This window comes from Acinetobacter sp. SAAs474, assembly GCF_032823475.1.
Classification (GTDB): domain Bacteria; phylum Pseudomonadota; class Gammaproteobacteria; order Pseudomonadales; family Moraxellaceae; genus Acinetobacter.
Window position 1 is genome coordinate 596891 of record NZ_CP127915.1, and the last position, 16407, is coordinate 613297.

The window sequence follows — 16407 nt, forward strand, 5'->3', positions numbered from 1 at the left end:
TACATAAGCAGATTATTCATCCATATGATGATTTGCAAAAATCATAACTAAACCAAAGAATAGTTACAAAGATGCAGGATTGAATCGTGTGATCGCAAGAGTTATTGATTGGTGAATGTCATTCTGTTCGATAAAATAGTCAACTTATTCTATGACTTCACATTAAAACTAAGGATGTTTCATGAAATTTCGCAGCGCCATTCTCACCGTATTATGCTGTGCCAGTATACCTTTACATGCAGAATTTGTTGCGGAGCAACCGTTGACTCCTGCCCCACCTTTAAGTCTATTTGAAGGCTGGAATACCCCAATAGAACCATTTCAGATCGTAAATCAATTGTATTATGTCGGAACAGAAAATCTTTCATCAATATTGATTGATACTGGTGCTGGTTTAGTCCTGATTGACAGTGGCATGGATCAGTCAGCAATACAAATTAAGCAAAATATTGAAAAATTAGGATTTAAAATAACGGATGTTAAATACTTGCTTAATAGTCATGCCAGACTAGATCAAGCCGGTGGATTTTCCAAATTAAAGCAATGGACAGGCGCTCAACTCGTCGCCAGTGCAGAAAATGCTAAAATGCTTAAAAATGGCGCAGCGACAGATTTTGCATTGGGCAATCAACTGCCATTTCCAGCAGTAAGCGCTGATATTATCGTTAAAGATGGAGATCAAATTACTTTAGGTCAACAGATCTTCACTGCTCATCTAACTCCTGGCCATCTTCCTGGCTCTACCTCATGGACCACAAATATTTCTCATCAAGGTAAAAACTATCGTGTAATTTATGCAGATAGTCTATTTACTGGTGGTTATTACCTGATCAATAACAAAAACTATCCCAATATTGTGCAAGATATGCAACAAACTCTAGCTAAGCTCAACTCAATTCATGTTGATATTTTCCTTGCCAATAAAGCTGACCGCTTTGATATGCAAAAGAAACGACAACAATTACAAGCTGGCAACCCAAATGCCTTTATTGATCAACATGCATTACAACACTATGTTGCAGAAGGTAAAATCGCTTTTGAAAAACAATTGGCTGAACAACAGCAATAAAATAATACACGGATTATCCTATATCTCGCCATGTAAATTTGGACATAAAAAAACCACCCTTTCGGGTGGTTTTTTATCTCAAACCAACACTTATTGTGCGCGGTTTTTGATTTTGCGGATCGTTTCCAATTGTGCAGCAGTTTCTGCAAGCGCAGCCAATGCAGCAGCTGAATCCAAGTCGCTCTTTTGATTTGCAAGCAATTGCTCAGCATTTTTACGTGCTTCAATAATTGCAGCTTCATCTAAATCAGTCGCACGAACTGCTGTATCAGCAAGAATCGTAACCACATGCGGTTGAACTTCTAGAACACCACCAGATACATAGATCAACTCTTCTGTACCATTTTCAAGCAAAACACGAATTGCGCCTGGCTTGAGCAAAGTTACTAGCGGTGTATGACCAGGCATGATACCCAGCTCACCACCAGCACCTCTAGCAATTAGCATAGTCACTGTGCCAGAGTATAATGACTCTTTTACACTAACAACATCACATTGCATTGTCGCCATGAGAACCTCCTAAATTAGGTAGCTAATTAAAGTTTCTCGGCTTTAGCAATCACTTCGTCAATACCACCAACCATATAGAACGCTTGTTCTGGAATGTGATCGTATTCACCAGCTAGAAGACCTTTAAAGCCACGAATAGTTTCTTTAAGCGGTACAAGTTTACCAGGCGCACCTGTAAACACTTCTGCTACGTGGAACGGTTGAGAGAAGAAACGTTGAATCTTACGTGCACGATAAACGATAAGTTTATCTTCTTCTGACAATTCGTCCATACCAAGAATTGCGATAATGTCTTTCAATTCTTTATAACGTTGAAGAACGTTTTGAACTGAACGTGCAATTTCGTAATGCTCAGTACCCACAACCAGTGGATCTAATTGACGTGAAGTTGAGTCAAGTGGATCGATCGCAGGGTAAATACCTTGAGATGCAATATCACGGCTCAATACAACAGTCGCATCTAAGTGAGCAAACGTTGTTGCTGGTGATGGATCTGTTAAGTCATCGGCAGGTACGTATACCGCTTGAATTGACGTAATAGAACCAGACTTAGTAGAGGTAATACGTTCTTGAAGAACACCCATCTCTTCTGCAAGAGTTGGCTGATAACCTACTGCAGATGGCATACGACCTAGCAGTGCTGATACTTCAGTACCTGCTAGTGTATAACGGTAAATGTTGTCAACGAATAATAATACGTCACGACCTTTACCATTTTCATCTTTTTGATCACGGAAATATTCAGCCATGGTCAAACCAGTTAACGCAACGCGTAAACGGTTACCTGGTGGCTCGTTCATCTGACCGTAAACCATTGCTACTTTATCAAGAACGTTAGAATCTTTCATCTCGTGATAGAAGTCATTACCTTCACGAGTACGCTCACCAACACCAGCAAACACAGATAAACCTGAGTGAGCTTTTGCGATGTTGTTGATCAATTCCATCATGTTGACAGTTTTACCAACACCAGCACCACCGAATAAACCAACTTTACCACCTTTCGCAAACGGGCAAAGTAAGTCAATGACTTTAATACCTGTTTCTAAAAGGTCAGTAGACGCTGCTTGTTCAGCATAAGAAGGTGCTTGACGGTGAATTGGCAAACGCTCTTCAGTTGCAACTGGACCAGCTTCATCGATAGGACGACCAAGAACATCCATAATACGACCAAGTGTCGCTGTACCAACAGGTACAGAGATTGGTGCATTGGTATTGGTTACATTTAAACCACGTTTAAGACCTTCAGTTGATCCCATCGCAATTGTACGTACAACACCGTCACCAAGTTGTTGCTGAACTTCTAAAGTCGTTTCAGTACCATCAACATGGAGAGCGTCATAGATCTTTGGAACGCTATTGCGTTCAAACTCGACGTCGATAACCGCGCCGATGATCTGAATGATACGACCGCTACTCATTGCTGTCTCCTCATTTCAAAATAATGTTAAACGGCAGCGGCACCACCAACGATTTCAGAAATTTCCTGAGTAATCGCGGCTTGACGCAGCTTGTTATAAATAAGTTGTAGGCTCTTAATAAGCTCACCTGCGTTATCAGTTGCAGCTTTCATTGCAACCATACGAGCAGATTGCTCACATGCGATATTTTCAATCACACCTTGATATACCACAGACTCGATATAGCGAACCAATAAGCCATTTAAAAGCTCTTCAGCTTCTGGCTCATAGATATAATCCCAACCATATTGACGATTAAGATTCTCGTCATCTTCAGCTGCCGCTAAAGGAACAAGTTGTTCCACTTTTTGATCTTGAGTCATGGCATTGACAAAGCCGTTTGATACGAGATAAATACGATCTAATTCGCCTTTATCAAACGCATCTAACATCACTTGCACAGAACCAGATAACTGTTCAAGACTTGGTGCATCACCTACATTTGTAGTTGCGCCAAGCACTTTACCGCCGTAGCTTTTAAAAAACGAAACCGCTTTTTGACCAATCAAAGCAAATTGAACTTCAATTGACTGCTCTTGTTGTTGCTGTACATGTTTAACAACTTTCTTGAACAAGTTAATGTTCAAACCACCTGCTAAACCGCGATCTGAAGACACAATAATATAGCCAACGCGTTTTACTGGACGCTCAACCATATAACGGTGTTTATATTCAGGATTTGCTTGTACTAAATGAGCAATTACACGGCGCATATTTTCGGCATACGGACGGCCTTGAGCCATGCGCTCTTGCGCACGACGCATCTTAGAAGCTGCTACCATCTGCATCGCGCGAGTAATTTTCTGCGTGCTTTTGATACTAGCTACTTTGGCGCGAATTTCTTTTAAATTTGCCATACGCTTAACCTAGTATTCGAAAGCCCTGACGAGCTCTCGAAGGTTGATCCGTGAACCAAACCAAAACTAAATTCAACATCGTTGAATCTTAGTAAGTTTGAGTCGCTTTAAAGCTTTCAATACCTGCTTTGAATTCAGCTTCGATGTCTTTGTCATAAGCACCAGTTTCATCGATTTTTTGCATCAATGCAGCATGCTCTGAACGGAAGTAAGGAATTAATGCAGCACTAAAATCTACAATTTTCTTCACGTCAACGTCAGACATATAGCCTTCGTTTGATGCATAAACTACAATAGCTTGGTCAGCAATTGAGTAAGGAGCATATTGTTTTTGCTTCATTAACTCAGTTACACGTTGACCATGTTCAAGCTGCTTACGGGTTGCTTCATCAAGATCTGAAGCAAACTGAGCAAATGCTGCTAATTCACGGTATTGTGCTAAAGCGGTACGGATACCACCAGACAATTTTTTGATGATCTTCGTTTGTGCAGAACCACCAACACGAGATACCGAGATACCTGCGTTCACTGCAGGACGAATACCCGCATTGAATAATGATGTTTCAAGGAAGATCTGACCATCAGTAATCGAAATTACGTTCGTTGGTACGAATGCAGATACGTCACCAGCTTGAGTTTCAATAATCGGTAATGCAGTTAATGAACCTGTTTGGCCTTTCACTTCACCGTTAGTGAATTTCTCAACATATTCAGCAGATACACGAGAAGCACGTTCAAGAAGACGTGAGTGTAAATAGAATACGTCACCTGGATAAGCTTCACGACCTGGTGGACGACGTAAAAGCAATGAGATTTGACGATAAGCAACTGCTTGTTTAGACAAATCATCATAAATGATCAATGCGTCTTCACCGCGGTCACGGAAGTATTCACCCATTGTACAGCCAGAGTATGGAGCCAAATACAACATTGCTGCTGGATCGGCTGCAGCTGCTGCTACAACAGTTGTATACGCCATAGCACCAGTTTCTTCTAACTTACGTACTACGTTCGCAATGGTCGATTGTTTTTGACCGATAGCGACATAAATACATTTAATGCCAGAATTTTTCTGTGCGATGATCGCGTCGATCGCCATTGCTGTTTTACCAGTTTGACGGTCACCAATAATCAACTCACGTTGACCACGACCAACAGGGATCATTGTATCTACTGAAATATAACCAGTTTGTACAGGTTGATCCACTGATTGACGCCAAATTACACCTGGTGCTACTTTTTCAACAGCATCAGTGAGTTTTGCATCAATTGGGCCTTTACCATCAATTGGGTTACCTAAAGCATCGACTACACGGCCTAAAAGTTCTGGACCAACCGGAACTTCTAATACACGACCTGTACAACGAGCTTTTTGACCTTCTTGAAGGCTTAAGTAGTTTCCTAAAACAACGACGCCCACTGAATCCTGTTCTAGGTTCAGTGCCATACCGTATAAGCCGCCGTCGAATTCGATCATTTCACCGTACATTGCGTCAGCAAGGCCGTGAATACGCACAATACCGTCGGAAACCATAACAATGGTTCCTTCGTTCTTTGCAGTCGCGCTGGTGTCCAGATCGCCGATACGCTGTTTAATGAGCGCACTGATCTCGGATGGATTCAGTTGTTGCATTGCGCTATACCTCAATCTTTTTTAAGTTCAGTCTTTTTATACGCAGCTATTTTCAAGCTCTATTACGCAAGAAGACGTGTCCGCATTTTTTCAAGCTTGTTAAGCGCAGAATCATCTATCACTTGGTCGCCTGCACGAATAACAACACCAGCAATTAATGCCTGATTTACTTCAACAGTCACACTTACCTTTGCTTCGAATTTTTTCTCTAATGCAGTAGTCAGTAATTGTTCCTGTACTGAAGTTAATGGGAATGCTGATTCAATCACCACATCCACACTATTGTTATTTTGTGATTTGAGCTGTTCGTATTCCACTTGAATATCTGGAAGAAGTGCCAAACGGTTATTTTCTGCAAGCAATGTCAAAAAGTTTGACACCGCCGCCGTTTGCTCTTCACCCAATACTTTCGCAAAAACACTTACCTGCTCTGCAGGAGTAAGCTCCGGGCGATTTAAGTAAGCTGAAAATGCTTCATCTTGTACCGCAGCACTGAGCAATTGAAGTGCATTTGACCAGTTGTCAGTTGCACTTTGCTCAGATGCGTAAGCAAATGCTGCTTTTGCGTATGGGCGTGCCAACGTCAAGAGTTCAGCCATAATCCGCCTCGCTTAAAGTTTAGCAGCCAGCTGAGTAAGCATGGCATTGTGAGCTTCTGCGTCAACTTGCTGGCTAAGAATTTTCTCAGCACCAGCAACTGCAAGTGCAGCAACTTGTTGACGTAATTCTTCGCGAGCAGCATTGATTTCTGTATCAACAGCTTCTTTCGCTTGTTGACGAATACGCTCACCTTCAGCAGTTGCTTGAGTACGAGCTTCTTCTACCAATTGCGCTGCGCGACGGTTCGCTTGTTCGATCAATTGAGCCGCTTGTGCTTTTGCTGCATCTAACTCAACTTTTACCTGAGCTTGCGCATCAGCAAGATCAGCTTTCGCTTTGTCAGCAGCATTTAAGCCATCAGCGATTTTACGCTGACGCTCACTAATCGCATTGATTAGTGGTGGCCAAACAAACTTCATGCAGAATGCGACAAAAATCGCAAATGCAATCGCTTGGCCAATCAATGTGAGGTTGATATTCATTGCTCTCTATTCCTCAAATAGTGGATTTTTCGGAATTAAGCTGATTAACCTACAAATGGATTAGCGAAGATGAAGAACAAGCCAATACCAACACCAATCATAGGCACAGCATCAAGAAGACCCGCGATTAAGAACATACGAGTTTGAAGTTGTGGCGCCAATTCTGGTTGACGAGCAACAGCTTCTAAAAAGCGACCACCTAAAAGACCGAAACCAATCGCTGTACCTAAAGCACCAAAAGCAATCAAGATAGCAGATGCAATTGCAACTAGACCTAAAGTGAGTTCCATGAAAAATTCCTCAGAGGTTAGGTTTATACCCAATTAAAGTAAAAATTTGTGCCTCGCTATCTTCAAATATAACGAGGCAATACCATTAATGTTTTTCGCTTGCCATGCTCAAGTATACGATGGTCAGCATCATAAAGATAAATGCCTGCAACGTAATAACAAGAATGTGGAAGATCGCCCAAGGCACAGATAACGCCCATTGAATCCAGAACGGTAATAATGCAATTAAGATGAAGATCAATTCACCTGCATACATGTTACCGAACAAACGAAGAGCCAATGAAACTGGACGTGCAAGGAAAGTTACCAATTCAAGGAGTAAATTCACTGGAATTAAGCAAGCTCTTGCAACTGGGTTACTTGGATTAAATGGATTCAGTGCCAATTCGCCTACAAAACCACCAACACCCTTCTCACGGATGCTGTAGAACAAGATAAGTACAAATACTGACAATGACATACCAAGGGTAACGTTCGGGTCAGTAGTTGGAACAAACTTGAAGTAAACGTGGTGTGGATCCATGCCAAATACATGAGCACCAATCAATTGAGCTGTATACGGGATAAAGTCAATTGGGACTAAGTCCATTAAGTTCATGAGGAAGATCCACACGAAAATGGTCAGTGCTAATGGCGCAATTAAGCGTGATTTGCCATGGAAAGTGTCACGGACACTTGAGTCAACAAACTCGATAATGATTTCAATTGCAGCTTGGAACTTGGTTGGAACACCAGAGTTTGCAGCTTTCGCTACAATCCAAAACAGCAAACAGAAAATAATACCTAAGCTAATTGACCAACCCATTGAATCCAAGTGAATAGCAGTGAACCCCATCTGTTGAGCTTCATCAGCAGTCTCAGCCAACTTCCACGTACCATCAGGCATTTTGCCATAGGTCATGTTGGTCAAGTGATGCTTGATATACTCGGTCGAAGTAAGGGCATGTTCTTCAGCAGCCATAAATCACACCTGGTCAATGTCAAATACTAAAGAGACAGTGAATATCGCGTGCTGCTTGATATCTCACTTATCTCCCCAAAAACTTTTCAATTTTTGTTGTGTTTACACTCGCTGTTGTAGACGTGACACCCAAAATGGAGCGACCCACGACATGGCTTGAACGAGAATAAAACCACAAAACAATGCTACCGGGGATAACGGTTTAACATTGATTAAAATTAAAATGAATCCTACGATCAAAATTGCAAACTTCCCCAGCATTCCTCTATACATGTTTGCTAAAACTTGTTTAGATGCTCTCGCGCCTGCGGCACGAAATGATTGCCATGAAAAATAACTACTTGCAAGCCAGCATACCAAAGCACCCAGTGCCGCACTTAATGCTGCAGTTGAATCCTTGATACACCATGCAATCACGGCAGAAACAGGAATCATTAATGCTTGTAAATAGACCAAAGCTTTCGCTAATCGTCGGTCAATCAAGCGCCTATTTGGGCTCATTGTCTTATCCATTCACAGCATAATGCTTGACAAGTTTAACTGATGATCGTTTTTTATCGCAGGCATTATAGAGTTACACCCCTGAACATGCAATCTTTTCCCGACCTTAGTCGAGAATTTTTACATGTGTAACAAATAACCTGAAATGTATAATTTGTTTAAAAAGCACATTACTTCTGTTCACTTAACACACACTTCTGTGTTTCTGCTGCAAGTTTTGACCATGCTTGAATAAAATTCTGCTCCCCTGCCATACTCTCATCGACCTTTTGAAACACAATCGGTTGTAATTTTTGGTATTGATTTGCACTGGCATGCCCTTCTGCCAAGAGACACATACGACGATATGGACGATGATCATTCAAGTATTTAATTTGTGCTAAAGTTGGTGCAACATGAGGATCTGCTGTTAATGCACCAGCAAATTTCAAATTCAGTGGTCGCTCTAAATATTGGTAAGCATCATGATAAGCCCAATAGGGATGAGACATGCTATCGGGACGATATTTTGCCGATGCTGCCAACATATCTTTGGCAAAATTTTGTGCATTATTCCAATATTGTGTTTTAAATTCAGGTTGTTGCTGTGAACGCAATGCCGCAATAAAAAAACCAATCCGAATGGCATTGTTTGGATCTAACCAAACATGAGTATTCATGGTATTTGCAAGTACTTCACCCCGCGTATTACGCTGTGGTAAAGTCTGAACCAGATCTGAATTCAATATGGAAATGGCTAAAGGATTTTTTTCAAGTAATTTACTGAGTGGTGCCTCATGCTGTGGACCTAGCCAAATCACCAATGAAGCATCATTGATCATTTTCCGATGTAGCGGAGTTAAGGTCACATCATGTCCAGATTGATTTTCAAGTAGCAATGTTGGCTGTTCCACACCTTGTGTTACTTGTTTGGCAATTAAATAAATAGGATAAGTAGACACAACCAATCCCTGGGTCCATCCCAAGGAGCTACAGATCAGTAAAGATAACAACATAAATAAACGAGACATAAGCGAAATCATCAACAAGTCTTTTACTGTTTGTTATAATATAACACATGAAGAAAAATACCTACGTAGATTCGTAAGTCAATTCGCTTCATGCTAAAATAATCAGTCTAATTTTAATTCTAAGTAAATGAGATGGCTATGAGTATTTGTTCTCACGAGCATCATGATACATTACATGGCGTACATGACCATGATAATGTAAGCCAACGCTTAGCAGAAGCTGAAACCATTTGCGCGACTATGGGAGCGCGTTTAACTCCTTTACGTAAAGAAGTTTTAGCGCTCATTCTCAAAGCCTCTGGCCCTATGGGTGCTTATGATCTTTTGGCGAAAATCAAAAGTAATGATGATCGTCCTGCTGCACCACCAACGGTGTATCGTACACTCGATTTTTTATTGGAAAAAGGCTTGATTCATCGTTTAACCTCGATTAATGCCTATATTCCATGCTGTCATCCCCGTGAAGGCCATCAAGCAGCATTTCTCATCTGTATGCAATGTAAAGCTGTTAAAGAGGCCTCTGCTCAGGGCCTAATGCAACAATTAAATACACTTTCTGCATCAGATCACTTTACAGTTCATCATAGTATTATTGAAATTTCCGGAATTTGTCAGCAGTGTCGCAATCCATAAAAAGTTCTTTGCCACTGATCGAATTACGCCAAATTAGCGTAAATATTGATGGTAGAACGATCTTAAAAAATATTGACTTCAGTCTTTATCAACAAGAAATTGTGACACTGATTGGTCCAAATGGTGCAGGTAAATCAACATTAGTAAAAGTACTATTAGGGATTCAAAAACCCAGTTCAGGAACCATACAACACGCCAATCGCCTAAAATTTGCGTATGTTCCACAAAAATTTAATCCATCACATAGTTTACCTCTACGTGTTAAAGATCTACTTGATCTAGAAAAATGTTCAAGCGCATTTAAACAAGAAATTATTGCCGATACGGGTATTGTTAAACTACAAAATTCAAAAGTGCAGCAACTCTCTGGTGGTGAACGCCAGCGTGTTTTATTAGCACGTGCTTTATTACGCCAACCTGATGTATTGGTGTTAGATGAGCCAATGCAAGGTCTAGATATTCAATCTGAAGCAGAACTCTATGCCTATGTACGGAGTTTACCTGAGCGATATCATTGCGCTATTCTGATTGTTTCTCATGATTTGCAATGGGTAATGCAAGGAACGCAACGTGTTATTTGCCTTAATAAGCATATCTGCTGTAGTGGCTTGCCAGAGAACATACAACAGCATCCGGAATACCAAGCTATTTTTGGCAAAAATCGCGTCTTTTATCAGCATCATCATGACCATTGCTTACATAGCGATACTGCAACCACTTGCCAGCATAATACCCAACCACACATCCACCCCGAACCGGAAGCTTAAACCATGATGGAATGGTTAGAACTCTTATTACCTGCATGGATTATGGGTACCTTATTGGTCTTTCTGACCGCACCTTTAGGCTGTCTAATGCTATGGCGACGTATGTCATTTTTTGCCGATACTATGGCACATGGCACATTATTGGGTGTTGCAATCGCAGGTATATTACAACTACCTTTATGGCTTGGTGTCGGTTTTTTAGCAGTTTTATTGGTTGGAATTTTATGGATCTTGCACGACCAACGATTACCCAATGATGCCCTTTTGGCGTTATGTTCCGCAACCCTGCTCTGTTCTGGTTTACTGCTCATCCAAAATTTACCGAGCTTGCGTCCTGAATTACTCAGTTATTTATTTGGTGATTTATTACAAATTGCGTGGACAGATCTACCCTTTTTTATCATCATTATTTTTGTCGCTTTGGCGATATTATCTTATTATTGGCAAGCACAAATTCAAATTGCTATTGATCCAGATATTGCCATGAGTGAGGGAATTAATGCCAAATGGCAACGCTTAATTTTTATGCTCCTACTTGCCTTATTTACCGTCTTGGCCTTACGTGCGGTAGGTTCGCTGCTCATGGGTGCATTGTTAGTCATTCCAGCACTGAGTGCCCGCTTACTGGCCCACTCCCCTAAACAAATGGTCATCTGGGCATTTATTTTAGCGCAATTTGGTGTCACGATAGGTCTATGGTCAAGTGCTGCTCTAGACACATCCACAGGATTAACCATTGTATTGACTATGGCCATCATCTTTAGTGGTATTTTTTTAATACAAAAATTAAGGAAGCCTGTAGTCACCGACCAGGCTTAAAGCTAGTCAGCATGACCTTGAGCTGTATACCCAAAAGATCAGTATTCTCACAAGGTCATATCTAGTACAAAATCAGTCCTTGTATTGCTCTAGTGTCCATCACAAAAATCATCGCATTATACTAAACAGTAAAATTTTAATACCATGAACCCGTTCTTTAAATACCAAATGATCAGAATCCATTGCATCTAGATTAAAGCTTTATCTCCAAGTATCTGCATCACTAAGCCTATACGGGTTCAGGATCCATAGCGTTTATAAGCACTTAAAACCAACAGGATCTTATCCAGCGCTTGGTATATATTTAATAAAGTATTTGCTCAAACAAAATTAAATCCATATCCACAAGGAAATTACGCTTTTATAGCCTACTTATAAAAATAAGCGACTTAAACTGACATAGGCACCATATACAGCAATCAGTATTAAGATCAAACCACATAAAGCCAATATCTTCTGATAATAAGCTGTTTGAGATAAACGATTAAAAGCAAAATAAACCACAGACAGTGTGATAAAGTCTAAAATAATCCAAGTGCAAACTAAAATGCTTAAACTGATATTGATATTGCTATGTACTGTAATAAACTGCGGGAAAAAAGCAGAAAAGAATACAATATCTTTAGGATTAGAAATTCCGACTAAAAAACCTTTTTTTAGTCCAACTGTACGAGGGATTACTTTTTCGGTCGATGATAACTGGGATTGAAAAAACTCGTTTAACATCCCCCATCCCAAATATGCAATATAACCACAGCCCAACAACTTAATCAGCACAAACCAAAGCTGATCTAGACTAAACAAACCTTTTAAAATCAAAATCGCTACTGCAATCAAAACCAGTGAAGCTAAATTTGTGCCAACAATTGTACGTAATGCACTACGATATCCCCCTTGCAAACCTGCACTTGCCACCAGAATCATCACTGGTCCGGGCATCGCAATCATCAGAATCACCGTGATCACATAGACATAGAAATCAAAATAATGCATCACTCAATACCATGAGATTCAGAATTTAAATGCGTTCATACTAAAAAATACACATTATCGATCAGTACAGATATTTACCAGCAAAAATTAAAGCAACAATATGGCATGAATTTATGATTGATGTAGCAGACTTAATAATCCAGCTGCTCCAGCAAATAACGCTGCAAAGGTACGATTCATATATTTTTGCTGTTGAGGTGATTTTAATAATCTCAGTACTTTCGCAGCCAAACCGGTGTATCCAGCCATGACAATCAAATCAATACTAATCATAGTGATCGCCATTAGAGCATATTGTCCTGTTTGTGGTTTCGAAAGATCTAAAAATTGTGGCAATACTGCCAATAAGAATACAATTGCTTTTGGATTACTCATATTCACCAAAAAGCCATTCAATACCAATTTGAATGCTGATTTATGGGTGACATCCTGGTAAATTACGATTGACTGTACCGCTGCTGTCCACTGCATATAAGCCAAATATAATAAATAACCCACGCCAAACCATTTCACCACTAAAAAGGCCCACGGTGTCGTTGCAAATAATACACCAGCGCCTGCTGCAACAATGACAAACTGTACCAATAATGCTAATTGCAAACCAAATGCATTCCAATACCCATGACGAAAACCATAATGTAATCCACTGGACATTGACGCGATTGCACCAGCACCTGGTGAAATACTAATCACCCAACATGCCAACATAAATGCAATCCACATTTGATAAGCCATCTTTTGCACCACCAATAAAAAAACCATAAAAGTATACGTTTTTTTATACGGTAAAACTTACTAAGTTTACATAATATACGCTACTCAGTTGTTTTAGATTCAGGCACAATAATGCTTAGCCACTGATGAATATAATTATTTTAGGAGCTATCAATGACCGCCCAATCTGTGATTTTACCTTTACCTTCAGATCATGCACGTTTTATTGTTTTACGTTTAAAAGATTTATCACTTGAAAAATTAAAAGCAAAACTCTCTGATTTAATCAGTACTCGCAACCGTTTAATTGCATCTTACCCACAGCTAGAAATTAAAACAGCAATTGCTTTTGGCCCTGAATTATGGTGCAAATTATCTCCTGAACTTCCACCAGGATTTAAAGCATTAGCACCAATCAACGCAGCTTTTGAAATGCCAGCAATTGCCGCAGATGTACTCATTCATATCGCCAGTACACGTGCAGATTTATGCTTTACTTTAAGCCAAGCATTTTTTGATGGCATCCAAGATCAAATTGAACTTTTGGATGAACGTGTATGCTTTCGCCAAATTGAAGGACGTGATCTCACAGGATTTATTGATGGCACCGAAAATCCACAATTTCCAGATGATCGCGCAGAAACGGCATTACTTGGTAAAGATACGGGTATTTTTGCCGATGGTTGTTTTGTTTTTGCTCAACGTTATGTACATCATTTAGATAAATGGAAAAAACTAAAAGTAGATACTCAAGAACAAGTCATCGGTAGAACCAAATTAGAGAGTATTGAACTGGATGATCAGGTCAAACCAGAAAACGCACATATTGCACGAGCAGTAATCGAAAATGATGAAGGTGAAGAGCTGGAAATTTTGCGTCATTCATTACCTTATGGTGATGGCCAAGGTGAACAGGGCCTATTTTTTATTGCCTATACTAAAGATTTAGCCATTATCGATCGAATGCTGGCACGTATGTTTGGCAACCATGGTGATGGTATTCATGATCGTTTATTACATTTTGTAACTCCACAAGATGGCGCTTATTTTTTTGCACCAAGCGATGAGTTATTAACAGATATTATTGAAACAGCATAAATCTATTCGTCATTACTCAACATTTAAATCATAGACCGTATAGAAGCATAAACCATTCATCTACACGGTCTATATTAACTGCACAAATAATAAATATTTATATATCAGTAGTTTAATTTTAGAAATATATCATATAACCATAGTTTAATAGGTGATTCGCTTATAATCTCGGTACTCAGGTTTCCAAAAGTTTTGCTCAATCGCCTGAATTAACAACTCATCACTCATCAAACTCGCAACACCAGCCTGCATAGCTGCTTTAGCAACTTGAAATGCAATCATTTTAGATACTTGTTGGATATCATCAAGATCAGGCAATAAATCTGCCTCATGATCAATAATTTTTGGAGAACAAGCAGCCAATGCATTACTTGATGCCATCAACATACTATCCGTCACTCTGGTCGCACCTGAAGCGATTACACCTAGACCTATTCCAGGAAAAATATAAGAGTTATTACACTGTGCAATCGGATAAATCTTGCCATGATAATTCACTGGTGCGAATGGGCTACCTGTTGCAATTAATGCACGGCCTTCTGTCCAGTTGATAATATCTGAAGGTACTGCTTCAACACGTGAGGTCGGATTAGATAATGGCATCACAATGGGTTGATCACAATTTTTTGCCAAAGTACGAATCACATCTTCAGTAAACAATCCGGGTTGACCAGATACACCAATCAACACCGTTGGTTTGGCATTTTGTACGACTTCAAGTAATGAAATACTACCTGCAGCATCTGCCCATGCAGAAACATGCTCTGCTTGCTGTGCTAAAGGACGTTGAAAATCGAGTAAATTAGGCTGATTTTCGGTAATCAATCCAAAACGATCAACCATCAATACACGACGACGTGCTTCTTGGTCAGTTAAGCCTTCAGCGACCATTTGAGCAATAATTTGTTCAGCAATTCCACAACCTGCAGAACCTGCACCTAAAAATGCGACAATCTGATCTTTTAATTGCTTACCTGCCGCATGTGAAGCTGCAATTAAACTCCCGACTGCAACAGCAGCAGTGCCTTGAATGTCATCATTAAAACAACACAATTGATCACGATATTTATTTAATAATGGCATGGCATTATTTTGTGCAAAATCCTCAAACTGAATCAATGCTTTTGGCCAACGTCGTTTAATTGCATCGATCACCTGATCAACAAAGCGATAGTACTCATCACCACTAATACGAGGCTGTTTAAGTCCCATATAAATTGGGTCATTCAGTAGTTGTTGATTATTGGTGCCAACATCTAAGGTAATAGGTAAGGTATATGCCGGACTAATACCACCACATGCCGTATATAAAGATAATTTTCCAATCGGGATTCCCATACCACCAATACCTTGGTCACCTAAACCAAGAATACGTTCACCATCAGTAATCACAATCACTTTAACGTTCTTTTTATTAACGTTATATAACAATTGTTCAATATGATCACCATCAGGATAAGAGATAAAAATACCGCGATGACGACGATAGATATCTGAAAACCGCTGACATGCCTCACCCACTGTTGGTGTATAAATCACCGGCATCATCTCACTGAGATGTTGCTCAATGAGATGATAAAACAACGTTTCATTGGTATCTTGAATATTGCGTAAATAGATATGTTTATTGATTGCATCATTAAATGCAGTAAATTGTTGATAAGAACGCTGACTTTGCTCTTCAATTGTTTCAATGACCTGTGGGAGAAGACCATATAAATTAAAATCTGCTCGCTCTTGCATTGTAAATGCAGAGCCCTTGTTAAGTAACGGTAATTCAAGAAGCGTATTCCCTGCATAAGGAATATATAAAGGTTTTTTTATAACTGTTGTTTCTGCGACCATTTCCAATCTCATTTTAGCCAACATCAATCCAATATTCTAAAAAGAACATGATCAAGCTCGTTTCGAGTGAATAGCTTACCTGTATTTCCCTAAAAAATGTCATTTTGTAATTTGATAGTAAAAACATCTCTATTTTATTAATAAATAAAAAATATAATCGCAAAA

General features: G+C 39.7%; 18 protein-coding genes. 5 read left to right on the forward strand and 13 right to left on the reverse strand.

Going from position 1 to position 16407, the window contains the following annotated elements; all coding sequences use genetic code 11:
- The first annotated feature begins 181 nt into the window (after positions 1 to 181).
- Positions 182 to 1069, forward strand: a complete 888-nt coding sequence (locus QSG86_RS03770) for an HARLDQ motif MBL-fold protein (protein WP_317030270.1) — start codon at positions 182 to 184, stop codon at positions 1067 to 1069.
- A gap of 90 nt (positions 1070 to 1159) precedes the next feature.
- Here the strand turns inward: QSG86_RS03770 and QSG86_RS03775 are convergent, their stop codons facing one another.
- From QSG86_RS03775 to QSG86_RS03820, 10 genes are all read right to left on the reverse strand, one after another.
- The gene (locus tag QSG86_RS03775; RefSeq protein ID WP_317030271.1) at positions 1160 to 1579 is read right to left on the reverse strand and encodes a F0F1 ATP synthase subunit epsilon; all 420 of its coding nucleotides are present in this window, start codon (positions 1577 to 1579) and stop codon (positions 1160 to 1162) included.
- A gap of 26 nt (positions 1580 to 1605) precedes the next feature.
- Positions 1606 to 3000 (reverse strand): F0F1 ATP synthase subunit beta, encoded by a 1395-nt coding sequence (gene atpD / locus QSG86_RS03780; RefSeq protein WP_317030272.1) that lies wholly within the window; start codon positions 2998 to 3000, stop codon positions 1606 to 1608.
- A gap of 26 nt (positions 3001 to 3026) precedes the next feature.
- Positions 3027 to 3896, reverse strand: coding sequence for a F0F1 ATP synthase subunit gamma (gene atpG, locus QSG86_RS03785; protein ID WP_317030273.1), 870 nt, complete (start codon positions 3894 to 3896; stop codon positions 3027 to 3029).
- Positions 3897 to 3984: 88 nt separating this feature from the next.
- Positions 3985 to 5529, reverse strand: coding sequence for a F0F1 ATP synthase subunit alpha (atpA, locus tag QSG86_RS03790; protein WP_317030274.1), 1545 nt, complete (start codon positions 5527 to 5529; stop codon positions 3985 to 3987).
- Positions 5530 to 5591: 62 nt separating this feature from the next.
- Positions 5592 to 6128, reverse strand: a complete 537-nt coding sequence (locus tag QSG86_RS03795) for a F0F1 ATP synthase subunit delta (RefSeq protein ID WP_317030275.1) — start codon at positions 6126 to 6128, stop codon at positions 5592 to 5594.
- Between the two features lie 12 nt (positions 6129 to 6140).
- Positions 6141 to 6611: a F0F1 ATP synthase subunit B gene (locus QSG86_RS03800; RefSeq protein ID WP_317030276.1), complete on the reverse strand. Its 471-nt coding sequence runs from the start codon at positions 6609 to 6611 to the stop codon at positions 6141 to 6143.
- 44 nt (positions 6612 to 6655) lie between these two features.
- A complete protein-coding gene (gene atpE, locus QSG86_RS03805) occupies positions 6656 to 6901 on the reverse strand; it encodes a F0F1 ATP synthase subunit C (RefSeq protein ID WP_000424060.1) in 246 nt (81 codons plus the stop codon).
- Between the two features lie 85 nt (positions 6902 to 6986).
- On the reverse strand, positions 6987 to 7862 hold the full coding sequence (gene atpB / locus QSG86_RS03810) for a F0F1 ATP synthase subunit A (protein ID WP_317030277.1): 876 nt from the start codon (positions 7860 to 7862) through the stop codon (positions 6987 to 6989).
- A gap of 102 nt (positions 7863 to 7964) precedes the next feature.
- On the reverse strand, positions 7965 to 8363 hold the full coding sequence (locus QSG86_RS03815; protein ID WP_317030278.1) for an ATP synthase subunit I: 399 nt from the start codon (positions 8361 to 8363) through the stop codon (positions 7965 to 7967).
- 170 nt (positions 8364 to 8533) lie between these two features.
- Entirely contained in the window at positions 8534 to 9373 is an 840-nt protein-coding gene (locus QSG86_RS03820; RefSeq protein WP_317030279.1) for a metal ABC transporter solute-binding protein, Zn/Mn family, read from the reverse strand.
- Positions 9374 to 9511: 138 nt separating this feature from the next.
- Between QSG86_RS03820 and QSG86_RS03825 the strand changes: the two genes are divergently transcribed.
- Genes QSG86_RS03825 through znuB form a run of 3 tightly spaced genes read left to right on the forward strand, consistent with a single transcriptional unit; the run spans position 9512 to position 11592 of the window.
- Positions 9512 to 10006: a transcriptional repressor gene (locus QSG86_RS03825; RefSeq protein ID WP_317030280.1), complete on the forward strand. Its 495-nt coding sequence runs from the start codon at positions 9512 to 9514 to the stop codon at positions 10004 to 10006.
- Entirely contained in the window at positions 9991 to 10773 is a 783-nt protein-coding gene (znuC, locus tag QSG86_RS03830; RefSeq protein ID WP_410487442.1) for a zinc ABC transporter ATP-binding protein ZnuC, read from the forward strand. Before QSG86_RS03825 ends, znuC begins: the two co-directional genes overlap by 16 nt.
- A 3-nt stretch (positions 10774 to 10776) precedes the next feature.
- Positions 10777 to 11592, forward strand: coding sequence for a zinc ABC transporter permease subunit ZnuB (znuB, locus tag QSG86_RS03835; RefSeq protein WP_317030282.1), 816 nt, complete (start codon positions 10777 to 10779; stop codon positions 11590 to 11592).
- Between the two features lie 372 nt (positions 11593 to 11964).
- On the opposite strand, the gene QSG86_RS03840 is transcribed toward znuB, so the two are convergent.
- Positions 11965 to 12585, reverse strand: a complete 621-nt coding sequence (locus QSG86_RS03840; protein WP_317030283.1) for a LysE family translocator — start codon at positions 12583 to 12585, stop codon at positions 11965 to 11967.
- A gap of 111 nt (positions 12586 to 12696) precedes the next feature.
- Positions 12697 to 13320, reverse strand: a complete 624-nt coding sequence (locus tag QSG86_RS03845) for a LysE family transporter (RefSeq protein ID WP_317030284.1) — start codon at positions 13318 to 13320, stop codon at positions 12697 to 12699.
- Between the two features lie 153 nt (positions 13321 to 13473).
- Between QSG86_RS03845 and QSG86_RS03850 the strand changes: the two genes are divergently transcribed.
- Positions 13474 to 14397 (forward strand): Dyp-type peroxidase, encoded by a 924-nt coding sequence (locus tag QSG86_RS03850; protein ID WP_317030285.1) that lies wholly within the window; start codon positions 13474 to 13476, stop codon positions 14395 to 14397.
- 144 nt (positions 14398 to 14541) lie between these two features.
- Here the strand turns inward: QSG86_RS03850 and QSG86_RS03855 are convergent, their stop codons facing one another.
- Positions 14542 to 16242, reverse strand: coding sequence for an NAD-dependent malic enzyme (locus QSG86_RS03855; protein WP_317030286.1), 1701 nt, complete (start codon positions 16240 to 16242; stop codon positions 14542 to 14544).
- Positions 16243 to 16407 lie beyond the last annotated feature (165 nt).

Coding starts and splice junctions, on each gene's coding strand:
- QSG86_RS03770 (WP_317030270.1), top strand. CDS start 182: ATGAAATTTCGCAGCGCCATTCTCACCGTATTATGCTGTGCCAGTATA.
- QSG86_RS03775 (WP_317030271.1), bottom strand. CDS start 1,579: ATGGCGACAATGCAATGTGATGTTGTTAGTGTAAAAGAGTCATTATAC.
- atpD (WP_317030272.1), bottom strand. CDS start 3,000: ATGAGTAGCGGTCGTATCATTCAGATCATCGGCGCGGTTATCGACGTC.
- atpG (WP_317030273.1), bottom strand. CDS start 3,896: ATGGCAAATTTAAAAGAAATTCGCGCCAAAGTAGCTAGTATCAAAAGC.
- atpA (WP_317030274.1), bottom strand. CDS start 5,529: ATGCAACAACTGAATCCATCCGAGATCAGTGCGCTCATTAAACAGCGT.
- QSG86_RS03795 (WP_317030275.1), bottom strand. CDS start 6,128: ATGGCTGAACTCTTGACGTTGGCACGCCCATACGCAAAAGCAGCATTT.
- QSG86_RS03800 (WP_317030276.1), bottom strand. CDS start 6,611: ATGAATATCAACCTCACATTGATTGGCCAAGCGATTGCATTTGCGATT.
- atpE (WP_000424060.1), bottom strand. CDS start 6,901: ATGGAACTCACTTTAGGTCTAGTTGCAATTGCATCTGCTATCTTGATT.
- atpB (WP_317030277.1), bottom strand. CDS start 7,862: ATGGCTGCTGAAGAACATGCCCTTACTTCGACCGAGTATATCAAGCAT.
- QSG86_RS03815 (WP_317030278.1), bottom strand. CDS start 8,363: ATGAGCCCAAATAGGCGCTTGATTGACCGACGATTAGCGAAAGCTTTG.
- QSG86_RS03820 (WP_317030279.1), bottom strand. CDS start 9,373: ATGTCTCGTTTATTTATGTTGTTATCTTTACTGATCTGTAGCTCCTTG.
- QSG86_RS03825 (WP_317030280.1), top strand. CDS start 9,512: ATGAGTATTTGTTCTCACGAGCATCATGATACATTACATGGCGTACAT.
- znuB (WP_317030282.1), top strand. CDS start 10,777: ATGATGGAATGGTTAGAACTCTTATTACCTGCATGGATTATGGGTACC.
- QSG86_RS03840 (WP_317030283.1), bottom strand. CDS start 12,585: ATGCATTATTTTGATTTCTATGTCTATGTGATCACGGTGATTCTGATG.
- QSG86_RS03845 (WP_317030284.1), bottom strand. CDS start 13,320: ATGGCTTATCAAATGTGGATTGCATTTATGTTGGCATGTTGGGTGATT.
- QSG86_RS03850 (WP_317030285.1), top strand. CDS start 13,474: ATGACCGCCCAATCTGTGATTTTACCTTTACCTTCAGATCATGCACGT.
- QSG86_RS03855 (WP_317030286.1), bottom strand. CDS start 16,242: ATGGTCGCAGAAACAACAGTTATAAAAAAACCTTTATATATTCCTTAT.